The sequence below is a fragment of the Bacillus tianshenii genome (assembly GCA_020524525.2).
In the GTDB taxonomy this organism is placed as follows: domain Bacteria; phylum Bacillota; class Bacilli; order Bacillales; family Bacillaceae_N; genus Bacillus_AV.
In genome coordinates, this window is record CP129018.1 from 2,663,102 (window position 1) to 2,681,778 (window position 18,677).

Sequence of the window (18,677 nt, forward strand, 5' to 3'; positions counted from 1 at the left end):
ATTGTCTAAATTCACAAAATAATTTTTCTTTATTCTATCATAGTTTGCCTTTTATCTAATCGATATACGACGAGAATCAACAATGCACCAAGAAAAGTAAGGCCAGCAAAGAGAATATAGAGCGAAAAAACACCTAAATATTGAATAATAAAGCCTGCCGCAAACGAGCAGAACCAATTCCCGAGTCCATTTCCAGCTGCAGAATAAAGCGAAACCGCTGTAGCCCTCACTTCATCCGGTGCAATATCTCGTACATACTGAAGGGCTGCTGGTACAAATAAGCCGACTGATATCCCTTGCATAATCGTTGTGCCATAGACAAGCGCTAGTGGTGGCTCAAAAATATAGATCATCCACCGAAATGCTGAGACAACCGCTGCCAAAAACAATACTGGAAGCATACCCATTCTTGAAATGATGATGTGAACAAATTTCATAAACGGCGCTTCACTTCCAGCTGCTAACAAAAACGCGACCCCTACCCCTGTTAATGTCGCACCACTTTCCTCAAGAAAAAGGCCAAAATAAAAGTTATTAGCTAACACAGGGCCAAATACGCAAAATGTCGCTGCAACAACTAATAAAAACCTCGGCATACGAATTAATGTCTTACTTCCTTCTTTCATATCAACCCGCATCTGCTGACTTTCTTCAGGCAAACGAAATGAAAGAGCAGAAACAAACACTAAGATGCCAGCAAATAAATAGAAGATTACGAGAATGCTTGTTTGATCAGACAACCATCCTGCTACTAGAACAGCTGCAGAGAAGCCAAGCGCCCCATATAAGCGAATTGAACCGTAATTTTCACCAGTGCGCTGAACATAACTTAATGAAATACTATCTGAAACAGGTACAATGGCACTTTGGAAAAAGGCTGTCACAATTGCAGCCACAATTAGCAATGCATATGTGTCAACAACCAAGTAAAGCAATGCCGCAAGACCTGTTAAACAAAGGGCAATCGTTAATACTTGTCTAGGTCGTTGTGTTGCATCACATATAAGCCCCCATACAGGCTGGATAAAAATCATCACCACTGGACTTAGTGAAATGATAAAACCAATTTGTGTTCCAGATAGTCCTGCTTCATTTCGCAAAAAAACAGATAATAATGGGAACAACGCACCAAATGCAAAGAACATAAAGAAATAAATCGTACGAAACTGGATGCCTGTTTTATCTAATTTTCCTAACGCTACACTTTGCACCTTATGCAGCTCCTTTCCAGCAAAGAGAATACCGCTCCCAAGACTGAGAGCGGTCTCTGTTTCTTATTCGGTTGCCAATTCATAAATTGCCTGCGCATAAATTGCCGTAGCTTTCAATAAATCCTCTACCCACATATATTCATCTTTCTGATGGGCAACTTCTTCCCTGCCTGGGAATAGCGGACCAAACGCCACACCATTTTCAAGCACTCGCGCATACGTCCCGCCGCCAATCGAAATCAGTTCAGCCTTATCACCTGTCTGCTCTTCGTACACACGCTGTAATGTTTTTAACCACTCTGTATCTTTTGGAACATGATGTGGTGTTGAGTTGTCAACAATATTCATCTTCATATTATGCTTACCTGCAATAGCCTCCAACGTTTCTTTTGTTGTTTCAAACTGATGCTTAACTGGATAACGAATATTAAGACCTACCTTACCGCCTTCTTCAGCGCGATAATGCTGCAAACCTACATTTACAGTTAATTCACCTGACACATCATCCTCAGCTTGAATACCTAGCTTTTCACCTTTCCCATCGTCAACAAGGTAATGATCTAAGAAATCAACAAAGCCTTCTCCTTGCTTGTCTAACTTAAGCCCCTTCAAAAACTTTGCAGAATAAAGGCCTGCATTCTTTCCACTTGTCGGCACACTACCATGCGCAGATACCCCTTCTATTTGAAGGAAAAGCTTATGGCCTTCTACTGTCGCTTTCCCATTTACAGGCTGCTCTTGCAAGAAAGCTTCAAACTTCTCCTTTACTTCCTCAGGATTTTCCAAATGCAAAATAACTTGTGCGTCATCTGGAACCATATTAAAGCGACGGCCTGATTCAAAGGAAATGAGGTGATTATTGCTATTTTCCAATGCGTCACCTTTCGTTATCAACTCGATATCTGCAATTCCCTTTTCAGCAAAAATAATTGGAAAATCAGCATCTGGTGCAAAACCAAAGGCAGGCATTTCTTCATGCTTGAAATAATGGTCCATACAACGCCAATCACTTTCTTCATCCGTACCTAAGATCATTCGTACCCGTTTCTTTAATGGAACATTCATTTCTTTCACAAGCTTCATTGCAAAATAAGCTGCCATTGTCGGTCCCTTATCATCAATTGCTCCGCGGGCATAAATTTTTCCATCTCGAATATCAGCTGAAAATGGGTCGGTTGTCCAGCCATCTCCCTCTGGCACAACATCAACATGACATAAGATACCAAGTAAATCAGGGCCATCCCCAAATTCCAGGTGACCAGCATAGCCATCTAAGTTCTTTGCAGTAAAGCCGTCTTGTTCTCCCTTTTGAAGCATAAATTCTAGAGCTTCTTTTATTCCTGGGCCAAATGGTGCTCCTTCACTTGCTTTTTCTTCATCAAGCACACTTTTTATTTGTAAAAAAGCTTGGGTTTCTTTTAAAATTTCTTCTTTTCGGTTTAACACTTCTTCCATCCAATTAAATGTCATCTGTTTGTCACCTCGTTGTATTATTGTTGCTGTAGCTTTTGATATGTTTCTTTATCACAAATAACAAACAACTTTGAATCTGAAGAAATCGCTTCATCAAGTCTGCGATTAATATTTAAACGACTGCCATCTGCAATAAGTGTCGCTCCCTCGCGCAATAGCTCCTCAAACGCGTCGCGATATGTATGCCAGCTTGACCGAACAGGAATTTCATAGAGATCATCCCCATGCGCATGGCTCATTAGCTGTGAGTATACAGACGTTACACCGTGCATAAAGGCTGAACGCACAGCAAGACGAGAAATCATTTCATGACTAAGAACGAACTCATCAACATGAACGTAATTGAAGTTCTTAATATGCTCTTCATCCATTACTTCAACTGTAGTATGTACACCTGAGGCAAAATTTTCAATTGTGGATGCAACTAACAATGATTTTCCGTCTGCTAATTCGGTATCTTGAATGGTATCATCAGCAAAGACTAATACAGCACAAGCTTCTTTCACATTTGCAGCTTGCATCGTTTGTTTTTTAGATGCATTCCCTTGAATATAATGCGTTCGCTCATTGAGCAAGGGTGCTTTTTCTAATTGATCAATAATTACTATTTCTGCTTGGGAAGATTCGATGATTTCTTCAACTGCAAACTTTGCTTTCTTCGACCAACCGATAATTACAATATGATCTTTTCCTTTGTAATCCATCTTGCCCTCCTCACGCTTCTTGCGGATATCTGCAAACCAATCAACAATTTTTCCAATTAAAACACCAATTAATCCAATACCAATCATATACAAGAAGACTGCATAAATTCTCCCGGGTACAGTTGCAGGTGAATAATCACCATAACCAACAGTGGTTACAGTCGTCATGACCCACCAGAAGCCTTCAAATAATGTTGGAAATGTTTCCGGTTCAAGCAAATGTATGACAATCGTACTAAACAAAATGAGTGCTGTGCTTGACCAAAACAAAACCCAATTATTAATATCAACTAACTTTAGAAAAATAGTGCGAAAAAAGTGCAAGCGCAACCCTCCTCATATATTTCCTTGATTATCCACTATAAGGATAGCATGCTCAAAGATAGGAAGAAAGAAAAACGGAATAGCTCCTTTTCATAATGTGACACTAATTTCAATCTCATGCGAAAAAGTGAAAAAAATCAATGACTTTGCAGGATTTTTTCTAATTATAGAGAAATAGTCATAACATTCTGTGATTTGGACATAAAAATATACTAGATGAAGCTTAAACCTGTTCTTAGATCATGGCACACAAAATCACTAAAGTTTTCATAATATAATGAAAGGAATGAGGAGAAGATTCCTTTAATAATGTAAAGGTCTGTATAATAGTGTTAATATTATGTAAATCGTTTTTTATCGCTGGATCTCCTACCACCATTTAAGGTAAAATAGAATTGTCAAATAATTTTTATACTAAAATTATATAAGTAATCGCAGTGATGTCCAGCTAGGTCTTTGGTTCAAATCGATGTCCAAATGAGAAATCATTTAGGACAAGTGACTAAGGAGTGGTTTTTTGAGTCCTGCAACTTCTCGTATGCTAAACCGTGTGAAATCCGTGTACCTGTTTATTAATGAACGTGGAATGGTCTCAACACAAGAGCTTGTTGAGGAGTTTGGAACGACTTCAAGAACGATACAGAGAGACTTGAATGTGTTAGAGTATAACAATCTTGTTCACAGTCCTAGCCGTGGACGTTGGACCACTACAAGAAAAAGAGTAAAAGTAACATCATAAAAAAATAAACGCAATATAGATTCAATCCGCGGATAACAGCATCCGCGGATTTTTTTGATGTTAACCTTGGATATCATTCAATAAAACTTCAAGCTCTTCTTCTGTCAGCTCTCGGTATTCTCCAAGGCTTAACGTTTCATCTAACGGAAGTGAGCCCATTTTTATTCTCATAAGAAATGTAACTCGCTTATCCACCGCTTCAAACATTCGTTTAACTTGATGAAACTTTCCTTCTGTAATCATAACTTCAATTTCCGACTGTTCACCACTTTTTAAAATCGTTAACTCTGCAGGCTTAGTGACATAGCCGTCATCAAGTGTTACCCCTTGTTGAAACTTTTCGACATCCTTTTCTGTTACTTCACCATCTATTTTAGCGTAATACACTTTTTGGACGTGCTTTTTCGGTGATAACAGCTGGTGGGCAAGCTTTCCGTCATTTGTTAGCAGCAAAAGCCCAACTGTATCTTTATCAAGACGCCCTACTGGAAAAGGTTCAAAGATTAAATCTTCCATCTCCAATAAATCTACGACTGTCTCTTGAGCATTGTCCTCTGTTGCGGAAATAACGCCTTGTGGTTTGTTCATCATTAAATAAATATATTCACGGTATTCAACTTCCTCACCGTGCACGGTAATGAGACATTTTTCGGGATCAACTTGTGCCTTCGCATCTTTTACAACATCACCATCTACTTTGACGGTCCCTCCTTTTAAGAGTTTCTTTACTTCTTTCCGACTACCAAATCCCATATTTGAAAGAACCTTATCAATACGCATCTCTTTACCTCCACTTTATTGGAAATTTAGGCCATTTTATCATTACAAATTTTATCTTATCGCATAGCCTACAAATAGGCACAACCATTAGAAATGGAGTGAAAGCAAACATGTATGTTCGACAACAACCATTTCAGCCCTATTCCCCTTATCCAGACTTTTCTAATGGCGGATATTTAAGTCGGCGGCTTGCTCAACTTGAACGAAGAGTTGAACGAAATACAAGCCGTATAAACCGCCTTAATAACCGCTTTGACCAAATAAACCGTCGACTTGACCGAATAGAACGTCAACTTGGATTATAAATTGAAAAAACAGCCCCGGGCATTAATGTGCCGGGGCCAGTTCGTTACTGCTCTTCTGATTTTCTTTTTAAAAAGGCAAACCGTTGTCCAAGTAGCTTTCCTGCAAGATTAGAACGGAAGCTCAATCCTCCATAAGCAGCTGCTCCTGCTAGTATAGCTATGATTAAGACAATAGCTGATTGCATTCTTCCGTCTTCTGGCTGAATCCCCATTGAAAGAAGCCACTGCGTAATACCTGCTACAATTACCATTATTAACGTCAATGCTGAAATAAGCAATGTTCTACGGGCAAATAACTTATACTGAATGCCTGTATATTTTGCGATAACCCAGAAGTTAAATGCAACTGCAAATAAGTAGCCAATTGCGGTTGCACTAATTGCGCCATACACTTCAAATAATTTAATAAGTGGTATATTTAAGATTAGTTTTAGCAATAACCCACCAATTAAACTAATGACTGCAAATCGTTGTTGATTAATACCCTGCATAATTGCGGTTGTCACCATAAATAACGCAAATAGAAGGGAAATCGGCGCATAGAAACGGAGCACTTCTCCACCAAGATCCATGTTTTCTACGCCATAGAGCGTTCCATAAGCAGTGTAAGCAACAACTGACAGACCAAATGCAGCAGGCATCACTAAGAACATAATAATCTGCAGTGCTTGTGAAATTTGCTGCTTCACACGGTCAAAATTTTGTTCCGTATAAGAAGATGTAATTGTCGGAATAAGCGTTAACGCCATTGCTGTTGACAAGGAAATTGGAATTAAAATGACTTTATGAAGCCACATCGTGTAAAGAGCAAGTAAATTTCCAGCCTCCGCACCCTTTCCAATTGAAGCCATTGCTTGCTTAAACGTAAATAAATCAATATTTTGATAAAGCGGATTGGCGATACCAACGAATACAAATGGTCCAGCATACAACAATAATTCTTTATACATCTGCTTGTATGATAGATCGGAGCTATATGTATTTTCCGTTAACAGTGTATCTAAATGATTTTTTCGTTTAAACCAATACCAAATTAAGATACCAAGACCGCCTAACGCCCCAAGAAAGGCTGCGAAAACAGCAAAACCAACGGCTTCTGTTACGGTTCCATCAAGCCACTTTAAAATGACATACGCTCCGCCAAGTAAGAAGGCAATCCGGACAATCTGTTCAACAACTTGAGAGACAGCTGTCGGTCCCATCGAATCATGTCCTTGGAAGAACCCACGAATAAGACTCATGGCTGGAACAATAATAAGTGCCAAACTAACCATCCGCATGACATAGACAATGTCACTTGCACTGTATATGCTTTCTTCATTTTGCGCAATAGACGCCAAAAAAGGCGCTGCCACATATAGAAACAGAAAGCAAAGTAGACCTGTTGCACTCATTAAAAGAAGGCCTGAGCGAAACAACCGTCTACCTGTTTCATAGTCTCCAAGCGCATTATATTTCGCTACAAACTTCGAGACTGCAAGTGGTACCCCTAGAGTCGAGATACTTAGCAAAATAGTATATGGATTGTAAGCATACATAAATAATTCCCCGCCGCTTAATCCAACAAGTGCTTCAAAAGGGAATGTATAAATAAGACCTAAGAATTTCGACAAAAAGGTTGCAGCAGTTAAAATTAGCGTTCCTCGTAGTATCTGCTGGTTCGACATAACTTTCCTCCTACCACCGCTAAAGAGTACTCTTTAGTGAGGCCTTTGGATATTTTATTTGTGAGCATAACTTTGATTTTATCATAGATCGACCTTTGCATCAGCAACATGTTATTCCATTTGACTTATGCTTGATCATTGGTAAGAAAAATGGCTACTATTAGATGACTGGAACTTTTTTTAGAAAGCAGGTGTCACCTTGCAGTATGATGTAATCGTCATTGGCGGCGGACCTTCTGGTTTGATGGCAGCAATTGCCGCTAGTGAGCATGGAGCAAAAACATTACTGATTGATAAAGGATCAAAGCTTGGTCGAAAGCTAGCGATTTCAGGGGGCGGTAGATGTAACGTTACAAACCGCATGCCGATAGAAGAGATTATTCAACATATCCCTGGCAATGGTCGCTTTCTATACAGTGCTTTTTCCGAATTTGATAATGAAGATATTATTCGTTTCTTTGAAAAATTAGGAGTTGGATTGAAAGAAGAGGATAACGGTCGAATGTTTCCGACAAGTAATCGCGCTCAATCTGTTGTTGAAGCCCTTCTTTCACGCCTTGATCGCTTAAAAGTCGATATAAGAACAAATACACCCGTCAAAACTATTCGCTATGATGATGAAAAAGCAAAGGGAATTACCTTAAAAAACGGAGAAGAAATTGATTCGAAGGCGATTGTTATCGCAGTCGGCGGGAAGTCAGTCCCTCATACAGGAAGTACTGGAGACGGCTATGCATGGGCCGAAAAAGCAGGTCACACAATCACAGACCTCTTCCCAACAGAAGTACCGCTTACGTCTAAGGAGCCTTTCATTCGTAATCGTGAGCTTCAAGGGATCTCCATTCGAAATGGAGCATTGTCTGTTATAAATAAAAAAGGGAAGAAGATTGTCACACATGAGATGGACTTTCTATTTACTCACCTCGGCTTATCAGGACCAGCCGCGCTTCGTTGTAGTCAATATATTGTCAAAGAAATGAAAAAACAAAGTGGAAACCCAGTCACAATAACAGTGGATTTGTTTCCAAAACAAAATGAAGAACAAGCATTTCAAATGCTGACAAAACAGCTTAAACAACATTCAAAGAAATCAATAAAGAATGTATTAAAAGAAATGATTCAAGAACGATACCTTCTTTTCTTGTTAGAGCGAAATGAAATCGATCCACAAACAACTTATGATCACTTAAGCAATGAGCAGCTCCGCTCACTTATTACTGACATTAAGAACTTACACGTTAAAATTAATGGAACACTGCCAATTGAAAAAGCATTTGTCACTGGCGGTGGAGTCTCAATTAAAGAAGTACACCCGAAAACAATGGCTTCAAAAAAGAAAGTTGGGCTGTTCTTCTGTGGTGAAATTTTGGATATTCACGGCTATACAGGCGGCTTTAACATAACAGCAGCCCTAGTTACCGGAAGATTAGCTGGATACAATGCAGCAACAGGCGGGGCTTAATACAACCCTGCCTGTTTTATTGGCGATAAACAACCATTGCCGCAAAACAATATACCTGCTCTTCTTCATTCTCTGTTGCAACAGACGTTTGAAACTGAATGTCCTTCACATCCTGTTCATTCAACGTTGCAAGAAATTCATTCAGTACCTCTTCTAAATCCTTCTCATGCTGCTCGTCAAAAATTTTTACCCTTAACAAGAACGGACCCCCTTTTTTTGCTTCTTGTAAGAAGTTACGCCCTTACCTTTGTCGATTCCTTTAGCGAGCATTGGCGACTTTTAGGAGGTTTCGTCCTTTCTAAAGAAAAAAAGCTCTCGTTACGCAAACGAGAGCCTTAAACAGTAAAGTAGTAAATTGACTTTTTCATGTGTTTGTTAATGATTCTTGCTGCCATTCGGATTGACTTATTATCATCTCCGACTACAACAATTTCCTTATCACAAACCGCTTCTTCCTTCATCGTACGAGGAAGGTAAGATAATGGAATATTTTTTGTATGGTCAGTTGGTGTTCGATAATACGAAACAAAATCCCGAACATCAATTAAACAATACCGTTCCAAATCAACAGCATCCTGTTGGATTGGCTTCATATGAAAACGCGGCAGAATATAAGAGCGCATGATTAGCACTACAATTAACGCTGCAAGTAACGCAAATTTTATCATTAGTTATCACCTGTTGTTTTTTTAACGTGATTCCGTGTCTCCCGGCCATGACATCATTCCGCCAACCATATTCACAACTTTGAAACCTTGCTCTTGCATGAACATACATGTGTTATGGCTGCGACCGCCTGAACGGCAAACAAAGATGTATTCTTTGTCTTTATCAAATTCATTTAATCGCTCAGGAATTGTTCCCATACGAACATGCTTCGCTTCTGGAATCATCCCTGCTGCAACTTCTTCATCTTCACGTACATCTATAAGATTTAATTGTTCTCCATTTTTCAATTGCTCTAGTACCTCTTCAGCTGTCATTTCTTTAATCTCTGCCATTTCGATCATTCCTTTCTCAAACATTTTACATCGATTTTATTTTGGATGCATTCATTTCGAATGTCAAGTTTATTATATACCCCATTAGGTATAATTGCAAGTAAAATAAAACTGCCGGAAAGATGCCGGCAGTTTTAGGTTGTCAACAATCTTACAGAGTTTCTTGACCTGGTTTCCAGTTAGCTGGGCAAAGACCACCTGTTTGAAGTGCTTGAAGTACACGAATCGTTTCATCAACACTACGGCCGATGTTATTGTGGTGTACGTTTGCATATACAAGCTCGCCTTCAGGGCTGATGATGAATAGGCCGCGTAGTGCCACACCTTCTTCTTCAATTAAAACACCAAAGTCACGAGATACTTGGTGGTTTGTATCAGCAGCTAGTGGATATTTCAATTGACCAAGACCATTGTCGTCACGATCTGTGTTAATCCATGCTAAGTGAGTGTGAATTGTATCAGTTGAAACCCCAATTACTTCTGCATCAAGGTCTTCGAATTGATCATATGCATCAGAAAGTGCAGTGATTTCAGTTGGACAAACGAAAGTGAAGTCCATTGGATAGAAGAAAAGAACTGTCCATTTGTCATTTTTCATATTTTCTTCAAGAGAAACCTTACCGAATTCTTTGTTTGGTAATACCGCGTCCATTTCAAAGCGTGGTGATTGTTTTGCTACCATACGTTCTGCCATCGCTAAATTCCTCCTTAAAAATCATTATGTAATGTTTATCCTATTTTTGATTATAAAACTGATGTTATTTAAAGTCAATATCTTTTTATAGTAATTTTAATTTAAAACTTATTATAAAAAGATTTACACCGTAAAAACATTGAAATAATAAACTCTGTAAAAGCAACACACGATAGCAAATTATCAATTGCTCGTTTGATTTTTCATTTGCACACATGTTTAGCTTACATGGTTTACATCATTTTGTAAAAATTTTGAGCTTACCGCATACCCTTTATTTTTAACTAAAAAGTAAACAAATATGCATTCTCTATACCTTTGCCCAGCGCATTTACTTTTTCCCACTCTTTAAGCGTACCCTATTTTGTGCAAATCATAACATTTTCCTTTTGAAAAATTTTACACCAAAATAAACCCGCTGAAATATCAGCGGGTTCAGGTGTTAGTTTGCAACAATATTAACCAGTTTCCCTGGGACAACAATGACTTTGCGAACAGTTTTTCCTTCTAATTGTTCTTTTACCTTTTCATCAGCAAACGCGATTTCTTCCATTTGTTCCTTTGTTGCATCTGCAGGGATTTGAATGCGCGCACGTACTTTCCCCATAATTTGCACAACGATTTCTACTTCATCTTCAACAAGCTTTGTCTCATCATATGTCGGCCATGCTTCATATGAAACTGTACCACTGTGACCAAGCTTCTCCCACAGCTCTTCACTTATGTGCGGAGCTACAGGTGCAAGGAGTTTTGCAAAGCCTTCTGCATATTCTTGTGGCACTTCATTTGCTTTATATGCTTCATTAATGAAGACCATTAGTTGCGAAATACCTGTATTAAAGCGAAGCTCTTCAAAGTTTTCACTTACTTTCTTCACCGTTTCATGATAGACCTTCTCTAAATCTGTGGCAGAGCTATCTGCTTTAATTTTATCACTAAGCTGACCATTTTCTCCTACGTAGAGACGCCATACACGATCTAAGAAACGACGCGAACCGTCAAGACCATTTTCGCTCCAAGCAACAGATGCATCAAGCGGTCCCATGAACATCTCATATAAGCGTAATGTGTCCGCACCATGACTATAAACGATATCATCTGGATTGACGACATTTCCTTTTGACTTACTCATCTTTTCATTATTTTCACCGAGAATCATCCCTTGGTTATATAGCTTTTGAAACGGCTCTTTCGTCGGAACAACTCCGATATCATACAAGAATTTGTGCCAGAAACGCGCATAAAGCAAGTGAAGTACAGCATGTTCTGCCCCACCGATATAAATATCAACTGGAAGCCAATTTTCAAGCTTATCTTCATCTGCAAGCTTTTCAGAATTATGTGGATCAATATAACGTAGGTAATACCAGCAGCTTCCTGCCCATTGCGGCATTGTATTTGTTTCACGGCGGCCTTTCTTACCTGTTTCTTCATCTACAACATTAACCCAGTCATCGATATTAGCTAACGGTGATTCACCTGTACCTGACGGCTTAATTTCTGTTGTTTTCGGAAGGACAAGCGGTAGTTCCTGTTCCTTAACACCTGTCACTTCACCATCTTCCCAATGGATAATTGGAATCGGCTCGCCCCAGTAACGCTGACGGCTGAACAGCCAGTCACGCAAACGATACGTAACCTTTTTCGTACCTTTATTATTCTCTTCTAGCCATTGAAGCATTTTTTGGATGCCGTCTTCTTTATTCAACCCGTTTAGGAAGTCCGAATTCACATGCTCTCCATCACCTGTATATGCTTCTTTCTCAATGTCACCGCCTGCGACGACTTCTTTAATCGGCAAACCAAACTTTTGAGCAAACTCGTAATCACGTTCGTCATGCGCTGGAACTGCCATAATTGCCCCAGAACCATATGTCATAAGGACATAATCAGCAATCCAAATTGGCATTTTCTCTTGATTTACTGGATTAATAGCATATGCCCCTGTAAATACGCCTGTTTTATCTTTTGCAAGGTCCGTACGCTCAAGATCACTTTTCGTTTTAATTTGCTCAAGATATTTTTCAACTGCTTCTTTTTGCTCTGGAGTTGTAATTTTATTAACAAATGGATGCTCAGGCGCCAATACTGCATATGTAGCACCAAAAAGTGTATCTGGGCGTGTTGTAAATACGTCAAATGTTTCGTCGTAACCATCAATCTCAAAGGTAACTTCAGCACCTTCTGAACGACCAATCCAGTTGCGCTGCATATCTTTAATACTTTCAGGCCAATCAAGCTCTTCTAAATCTTCAAGCAGACGGTCAGCGTATGCTGTAATTTTCAGCATCCATTGTTTCATTGGGCGACGCTCAACCGGGTGACCGCCACGCTCACTTACTCCGTCAATAACTTCCTCATTCGCAAGTACTGTGCCAAGTGCAGGGCACCAGTTTACAGGCACTTCATCAATGTAGGCTAAACCTTTTTCGTATAATTTTAAGAAAATCCATTGCGTCCATTTGTAATAGTCCGGATCAGTTGTGTTGACTTCACGGTCCCAATCATATGAGAAGCCAAGCGCTTTAATTTGACGGCGGAAATTATCGATATTTGTTTTTGTGAATTCAGCCGGGTCATTTCCAGTATCAAGAGCATATTGCTCAGCAGGAAGACCAAACGCATCCCACCCCATCGGATGAAGGACATTGTAGCCTTGCATTCGTTTCATGCGTGATAGAATATCTGTTGCCGTATAACCTTCAGGATGGCCAACATGCAAGCCTGCTCCTGATGGGTATGGAAACATATCAAGCGCGTAAAACTTTTCTTTTTCTAGGTTATCTTCTGTCTTAAATGTTTTATTTTGTTCCCAATATGATTGCCATTTCTGTTCAATTTGCTTGTGATCAAATGCCATTTCCACTACCTCCTTGTATTCAACCAATCTTCTTTATCTAATCTAAAAGACAAAAAAGCCCCTCATCCCAATTCAAGGGACGAGAGGCTTACAGTTGCATTCCCGCGGTACCACCCTTATTAACGCACTGATTGCGTTCAACTTAGGCCCTTTAACGCAGGGGAATACGGTAAATACTACTACCTTCGTATTTACAACTTCAAGGCGAGTTCACGAAGAGACAAGGGTTGACTCACACCGACCGCCAACTCTCTGAACCTTGCTCACACGTTACTACTCCTCTTCATAGCTTTTGTATATTCGTCCGCATTGTCACATAGTGTGATTTTAATGAAAAAAGAAGAACTATGTCAAGTATTGTTTCACTTTTGTATATTTTAAAAATTCGTTAAAAACATCTCTCATTTTATCCAAACTGATAACTTTTATACAGTAAAGCTGGTATAATATGATAAATGTTTAAGCATATGTAAGGACAGGGAGGAACACTATGCAAGAGTTTAGAAAATACTCTCGTGAGGATTTGCAAGAAAAGCCATTATGTTCTTTCACTTCATTGTGCAGCATAAACGGCAAGCCTCTCACTCAAAATAATACAAAAACATGTATTTTAAATATCAGTGCTGGAGGGCTCTGCTTTCGTTCACATATTCACTTTCCTCTTCAAAAGAACCTTCGCCTGCTTTTTAAAATTCGTTTAATGAACATTCCTTTTGAACTACCCGGGAAGATTGTTTGGCACAAACCACTTTCAAATCACATGCATGAATATGGTGTAGAGTTTGAAGTCGAAGAAAACAACCGAACTCTTTTATCAAAATTAATAAACGATACGATGGTTTGGTATAAGAAAACACGCTTTGCTCCGGACTGTTCATTTTGTAACGAAGTTTGTTCTTTTCGTGATATCGCTCCAGAAGTAGAACATATCTAAAAAGCCGGTTAACCCGGCTTTTTTTAATGAAGAATATTGTTTTGGTCAAGAACCATGTCATTTAAAAGTTGACGAAGCTGAAGCTGCGCCCGGTAAACTTGCTCTTTCTGTTGAGGATTACCGCTGTGCCCTAACACATCAAGCTCTCTTAGCATATCACTAATTTCTGTCTGTGCTTCTGTATACTCTGTTTGGTTGTAATGTTCTTGTTTCCGGTAAGTATCCATTTGCTTTTTGGCTTTCTCAAATATTTCATGTGCTTGCTTCAATCCTTCTTCAATTGAAGAACGAGTTCCCATCCCATATCCCTCCTTACATTCAATTACAAGTAGTTTGTGCACAAGCTACATTTATACTCATGCATTCTTCTCTTTTAATTGGTTTCTTTTCGATAACCATGCTACAATTGCCCTTGAAAATGCCATTTCCTGAATAAAGGAGGAGCGAAAAATGGCTGAGAATCCTTTTTTATATGCATCAGACAATAAGCGTTACCATACATGGAATTATCATTTAAGAAATACATTTGGACATAAAGTGTTTAAAGTAGCACTTGATGGCGGCTTTGACTGCCCGAATCGTGATGGAAAAGTCGCTCACGGTGGATGTACATTTTGCAGTGCCTCTGGCTCAGGTGATTTCGCAGGAAACCGCACGGATAGCTTAGTTACGCAATTTCATGAGATTAAATCGAAAATGCACCAAAAGTGGAAGAACGGTAAATACCTCGGTTATTTTCAAGCCTTCACAAATACATATGCCCCTGTAGAAGAGCTTCGTGAAAAATTTGAAGTCATCCTTGCACAAGAGGATGTTGTCGGGCTATCGATAGCAACACGTCCAGACTGCCTGCCAGATGATGTAGTAGAATACTTAGCTGAATTGAATGAACGTACATATCTATGGGTTGAACTCGGCCTTCAAACGGTACATGAATCAACAGCTAGCTTAATTAACCGAGCTCATGACTTCGCAACGTATGTAGAAGGAGTCAATAAGCTTCGAAAGCACGGAATTAAGGTTTGTTCCCATATTATTAACGGTTTACCACAAGAAACACCCGAGATGATGATGGAAAGTGCCCGTGCTGTAGCAAAGCTTGATATTCAAGGTTTGAAAATCCACCTCCTACATTTACTAAAAGGCACACCTATGGTGAAGCAATATGAAAAAGGCTTACTCAAATTCATGTCACTTGATGAATATGTAAAGCTTGTGTGTGACCAATTAGAAGTTATTCCACCTGAAGTGGTCATTCACCGCATTACTGGAGATGGACCAGCTGATTTAATGATCGGACCGATGTGGAGCTTAAATAAATGGGAAGTCTTAAATCAAATTGATGCGGAACTAAAACGCCGAAATAGTTATCAAGGAAAATTTACAACGAAACAAAAGGTGAAGCCATTATGATTTTAAAACGTGTTCTTCCTTATACACACTCACTACTCCGCTCTGCACTAAATGAAGGGGATATCGCCGTTGACTGCACAGCTGGAAACGGTCATGATACGCAATTACTTGCAGAAGCAGTAGGAGCAACAGGAAAAGTATTTGCTTTTGATATTCAACAAGAAGCCATTCATAACACACACAAACGTCTTGATGACGCTTCATTATTAGAGCGGGTTGAACTTATTCATGGCAGCCACAGCACAATGAATGACCACATCCCAGAAACGTATAATGGGAAAGTAAAAGCAGCCGTCTTTAATTTAGGCTATCTGCCAGGCGGCGATAAAGAGGTGGTCACAACTGCTGATTCCACCATCCATGCTATCCAACACCTTCTAAACATTCTTTGTCCCGGCGGTATTATCGCAATTGTAATCTATCACGGCCACCCTGGTGGTAAAGTGGAAAAAGATGCTGTGCTACAGTATGCCTCCCAGCTTGATCAAAAAGATGTTGACGTGATGCAATACCAATACATTAATCAAAAAAATAATCCACCATTTTTAGTGGCACTACAAAAGAAATAGGCATGCTTCTCAAGCATGCCTTAACTAAATAAACTTCGATACCAACGACCATTTAAATAAAAGAACTTTGAAATAACGCCACCATATTTAATAATTTGTTTTGCTGTTTTTCTTACCCCATGTTGGGCGTTGACTTTACGGTCAGATAAGTAAATACCAAGAAGCCCACGATTAATGAGGCGATGGAATTTTTCATTTGGCAGTCCTCTTACATGCTTGTCCGCTTCTTGAACGAAGTGACCAAACCGCTCAATCATCGTTTCACTGCGTGGATAATAGAAGCAGAAGTTCAAATCTCCTCCATCACGATCTTCTTCTTGGTCAATAAAGTAATCCAACAAAATATGTAAGCCTTGCACATATGGAAAATAACCATAGCGAATTTTCTGTACATCTTCTTCATTCAAATGCTGTTGAAATGCATAAGAAACGAGACAAAAAACACCTAATGTTGAACCTGCACAAGCAGAGAACTCATACCATGTCATTTCTGGTAATTTAGCTTCATATTTTGCGAACCATGCTTTTAAGCGAGGCTCTCGCTCTTCAACTTTTACATGCTTATGCACTTGTAAATCACAGTAATAAGAACATAGTTCATGTAAATATTGTTGAACCCTCTTTAGATGAGGTAATTGACTAAGAACATCTTGGCATGTTTGTACTAATGCAGATAAATACCCACCATCATCACGGTCTTCTCGAAAACGATAATAGTCTTTATGAGAAGCTCCAGGGGTTAATGCATCACGCATTGATTCATGAAGAGCACTGAAATCATCTGGGTCAAGTGATGTACTTCGGTCACATAGGTTATCTAAATAATCACTGATTGTTTGATAAGCGACAACAAACCGAATGCTTTCCTCAATCCGTTCCCCTGCCAAAATCCCATATATAGAGCCGCCTTCACAATGAAAGGTTTTTGCGCTGATACTTGCAAGCGCCTGCATTCGTAACTCTTCATTTGGTATTCGTTCAGCAAGCTTACGCCATTTATCTAATTCACGATGCACACACGGCAGAACATCACGGTAGATTTTTGTCATTAATCCGACTGGATGATTGGGAATCTTCATAAGCCTCCACTCCCGCTTTATTTATTTCGTTGTTGTATATTCATTTGCATTTGCATAAATCCCTTTGCATAACGGAAGACCTCTTCTCGCTCTGGCTCATTAAAAATTTCATGATAAAGCTTATCCCATTCTTTAAACATTTTTTCACTCATTGGTAGTGCATCAAACCACTTTCTAACTGTTACCTTATCGACAATTTTATCATCCCCACCTTGCATAACAAGAAACGGTAAATCGGGAATTTTGTCAATGTTTTGATTAGCAAGCTTCATCGCCTGTACTAATTCACGGTACCAACGAATTGAAACCTTCCTTACAAACAACGGATCATTTTCATCCATTTTCTTTACCTCAGGGTTTCTCGTCGCTAATCCTGGTTCCAAATGTGAAGCAAGACGCAATGACGGCATAAAAACATTTAACCCTTGAGATAGTAAATCAAGAGACTTAGGCGGAGGAGTTGTCAGACCTACACACGGTGAAGAAAGAAGGACAGCTTTCACTGGCAAATCTTTCTCCTGTAATGTTCGAATAACTGCTAATCCACCCATGCTATGGCCAAATAAGTAAACAGGTAATTCATATTTTAAGGCTTCCCTTACCCAGCCTTCAATTGTTTCGATATATTCATCAAATGAATCAATATGACCACGTCGTCTTCGTCGTGTCGTTCCTTGGCCTGGAAGGTCCCCCATTAAGACATGCAGGTGTTCACTTCTCCACATTTCAATTAACCATTTATACCTACCATGGTACTCTGCAGCACCATGTACTAATACAATAACTGCACGTGGTTGTTCAGCTTCCCACTTCCACATGAAACATTCACCTCACAAAACTGTTTGCTTTTTATATTCACTATTTTAAAATGAAAATGAGAGTATGCGCCAATAATATGAACATTTTGAAAAAAAGGTGGGTAACGTATGATTTATGAATACAAAGGAAAAATGCCTAAAATTGCAGACAGCGCGTTTATCGCAGATTATGTAACCATTACAGGTGACGTTACAATTGGAGAGGAATCAAGCATTTGGTTTAACACCTCAATCCGTGGAGATGTGGCACCAACGGTAATTGGAAACCGCGTGAACGTCCAGGACAATTCAGTGCTTCACCAAAGTCCAAATAATACGCTTCTTATTGAAGATGATGTAACGGTCGGTCACATGGTTATTTTACATAGCGCCATTATTCGAAAAAACGCCTTAATTGGTATGGGCACAACAATCTTAGACGGTGCTGAAATTGGAGAAGGCAGCTTTATTGGTGCTGGCAGTCTAGTTCCGCAAGGGAAGAAGATCCCCCCTCACTCACTTGCATTTGGCCGCCCAGCAAAAGTTGTGCGTGAATTAACAGAAGCAGACCTGAAAGAAATGGCACGAATCCGTCGCGAATATGTTGAAAAAGGACAATACTACAAAAGTCTACAAAATAAAGGTTAATCTTATTGTTTCCGATT

Annotated in this window: 20 protein-coding genes and 1 other annotated feature; of the genes, 7 read left to right on the forward strand and 13 right to left on the reverse strand. The window is 39.4% G+C overall.

The genetic code is table 11. From position 1 onward, the window contains the following. Positions 1-29: 29 nt before the first annotated feature. The 3 genes from LC040_13520 to LC040_13530 all read right to left on the reverse strand — a co-directional run bounded on the left by LC040_13520 (position 30) and on the right by LC040_13530 (position 3,712). Entirely contained in the window at positions 30-1,145 is a 1,116-nt protein-coding gene (locus tag LC040_13520) for an MFS transporter (protein WLR53293.1), read from the reverse strand. A 129-nt stretch (positions 1,146-1,274) separates the two neighbouring features. Further along, a complete protein-coding gene (pepV, locus tag LC040_13525) occupies positions 1,275-2,681 on the reverse strand; it encodes a dipeptidase PepV (protein ID WLR50286.1) in 1,407 nt (468 codons plus the stop codon). A 20-nt stretch (positions 2,682-2,701) separates the two neighbouring features. Then, a complete protein-coding gene (locus tag LC040_13530; GenBank protein WLR50287.1) occupies positions 2,702-3,712 on the reverse strand; it encodes a potassium channel family protein in 1,011 nt (336 codons plus the stop codon). Positions 3,713-4,229: 517 nt separating this feature from the next. Between LC040_13530 and LC040_13535 the strand changes: the two genes are divergently transcribed. Next, a complete protein-coding gene (locus LC040_13535) occupies positions 4,230-4,451 on the forward strand; it encodes a DeoR family transcriptional regulator (GenBank protein WLR50288.1) in 222 nt (73 codons plus the stop codon). Between the two features lie 60 nt (positions 4,452-4,511). On the opposite strand, the gene LC040_13540 is transcribed toward LC040_13535, so the two are convergent. Further along, positions 4,512-5,231: a pseudouridine synthase gene (locus LC040_13540; protein ID WLR50289.1), complete on the reverse strand. Its 720-nt coding sequence runs from the start codon at positions 5,229-5,231 to the stop codon at positions 4,512-4,514. A 110-nt stretch (positions 5,232-5,341) separates the two neighbouring features. On the opposite strand from LC040_13540, the gene LC040_13545 reads away from it, so the two are divergent. Beyond that, the gene (locus LC040_13545) at positions 5,342-5,536 is read left to right on the forward strand and encodes a hypothetical protein (protein WLR50290.1); all 195 of its coding nucleotides are present in this window, start codon (positions 5,342-5,344) and stop codon (positions 5,534-5,536) included. Between the two features lie 44 nt (positions 5,537-5,580). Here LC040_13545 and LC040_13550 read toward each other — a convergent pair whose 3' ends face one another. Next, positions 5,581-7,203 carry a polysaccharide biosynthesis protein gene (locus LC040_13550; GenBank protein WLR50291.1) on the reverse strand — a complete coding sequence of 541 codons (1,623 nt, stop codon included), beginning with the start codon at positions 7,201-7,203 and terminating at the stop codon, positions 5,581-5,583. Positions 7,204-7,447: 244 nt separating this feature from the next. Here LC040_13550 and LC040_13555 point away from each other — a divergent pair, with 244 nt between their 5' ends. Further along, complete coding sequence (locus LC040_13555) at positions 7,448-8,665, forward strand: NAD(P)/FAD-dependent oxidoreductase (GenBank protein ID WLR53294.1); 1,218 nt, start codon at positions 7,448-7,450, stop codon at positions 8,663-8,665. Positions 8,666-8,681: 16 nt separating this feature from the next. Here LC040_13555 and LC040_13560 read toward each other — a convergent pair whose 3' ends face one another. The 5 genes from LC040_13560 to leuS all read right to left on the reverse strand — a co-directional run bounded on the left by LC040_13560 (position 8,682) and on the right by leuS (position 13,220). After that, the gene (locus tag LC040_13560; GenBank protein WLR50292.1) at positions 8,682-8,864 is read right to left on the reverse strand and encodes a sporulation protein Cse60; all 183 of its coding nucleotides are present in this window, start codon (positions 8,862-8,864) and stop codon (positions 8,682-8,684) included. A gap of 136 nt (positions 8,865-9,000) precedes the next feature. After that, positions 9,001-9,333 carry a rhodanese-like domain-containing protein gene (locus LC040_13565; GenBank protein ID WLR50293.1) on the reverse strand — a complete coding sequence of 111 codons (333 nt, stop codon included), beginning with the start codon at positions 9,331-9,333 and terminating at the stop codon, positions 9,001-9,003. A 21-nt stretch (positions 9,334-9,354) separates the two neighbouring features. Further along, entirely contained in the window at positions 9,355-9,666 is a 312-nt protein-coding gene (locus LC040_13570; GenBank protein ID WLR50294.1) for a rhodanese-like domain-containing protein, read from the reverse strand. A 151-nt stretch (positions 9,667-9,817) separates the two neighbouring features. Continuing rightward, a complete protein-coding gene (locus LC040_13575; GenBank protein ID WLR50295.1) occupies positions 9,818-10,360 on the reverse strand; it encodes a peroxiredoxin in 543 nt (180 codons plus the stop codon). Positions 10,361-10,802: 442 nt separating this feature from the next. Next, positions 10,803-13,220 (reverse strand): leucine--tRNA ligase, encoded by a 2,418-nt coding sequence (gene leuS / locus LC040_13580; protein WLR50296.1) that lies wholly within the window; start codon positions 13,218-13,220, stop codon positions 10,803-10,805. 72 nt (positions 13,221-13,292) lie between these two features. Next, positions 13,293-13,516: a binding site (T-box leader), on the reverse strand. 194 nt (positions 13,517-13,710) lie between these two features. Between leuS and LC040_13585 the strand changes: the two genes are divergently transcribed. Continuing rightward, positions 13,711-14,154: a PilZ domain-containing protein gene (locus tag LC040_13585; protein WLR50297.1), complete on the forward strand. Its 444-nt coding sequence runs from the start codon at positions 13,711-13,713 to the stop codon at positions 14,152-14,154. 23 nt (positions 14,155-14,177) lie between these two features. Here LC040_13585 and LC040_13590 read toward each other — a convergent pair whose 3' ends face one another. Further along, the gene (locus LC040_13590; GenBank protein WLR50298.1) at positions 14,178-14,453 is read right to left on the reverse strand and encodes a DUF2524 family protein; all 276 of its coding nucleotides are present in this window, start codon (positions 14,451-14,453) and stop codon (positions 14,178-14,180) included. Positions 14,454-14,604: 151 nt separating this feature from the next. On the opposite strand from LC040_13590, the gene LC040_13595 reads away from it, so the two are divergent. Together LC040_13595 and LC040_13600 are read left to right on the forward strand one after the other, a co-directional pair. Then, entirely contained in the window at positions 14,605-15,567 is a 963-nt protein-coding gene (locus tag LC040_13595; GenBank protein ID WLR50299.1) for a TIGR01212 family radical SAM protein, read from the forward strand. After that, entirely contained in the window at positions 15,564-16,136 is a 573-nt protein-coding gene (locus LC040_13600) for a class I SAM-dependent methyltransferase (GenBank protein WLR50300.1), read from the forward strand. The genes LC040_13595 and LC040_13600 overlap by 4 nt, the downstream gene beginning before the upstream one ends. Positions 16,137-16,156: 20 nt before the next feature. Here the strand turns inward: LC040_13600 and LC040_13605 are convergent, their stop codons facing one another. Then, entirely contained in the window at positions 16,157-17,215 is a 1,059-nt protein-coding gene (locus LC040_13605; protein ID WLR50301.1) for a tetraprenyl-beta-curcumene synthase family protein, read from the reverse strand. Positions 17,216-17,232: 17 nt separating this feature from the next. Beyond that, positions 17,233-18,033, reverse strand: coding sequence for an alpha/beta hydrolase (locus LC040_13610; GenBank protein WLR50302.1), 801 nt, complete (start codon positions 18,031-18,033; stop codon positions 17,233-17,235). A 108-nt stretch (positions 18,034-18,141) separates the two neighbouring features. On the opposite strand from LC040_13610, the gene LC040_13615 reads away from it, so the two are divergent. Then, a complete protein-coding gene (locus LC040_13615) occupies positions 18,142-18,660 on the forward strand; it encodes a gamma carbonic anhydrase family protein (GenBank protein ID WLR50303.1) in 519 nt (172 codons plus the stop codon). The last annotated feature ends 17 nt before the right edge of the window (positions 18,661-18,677 follow it).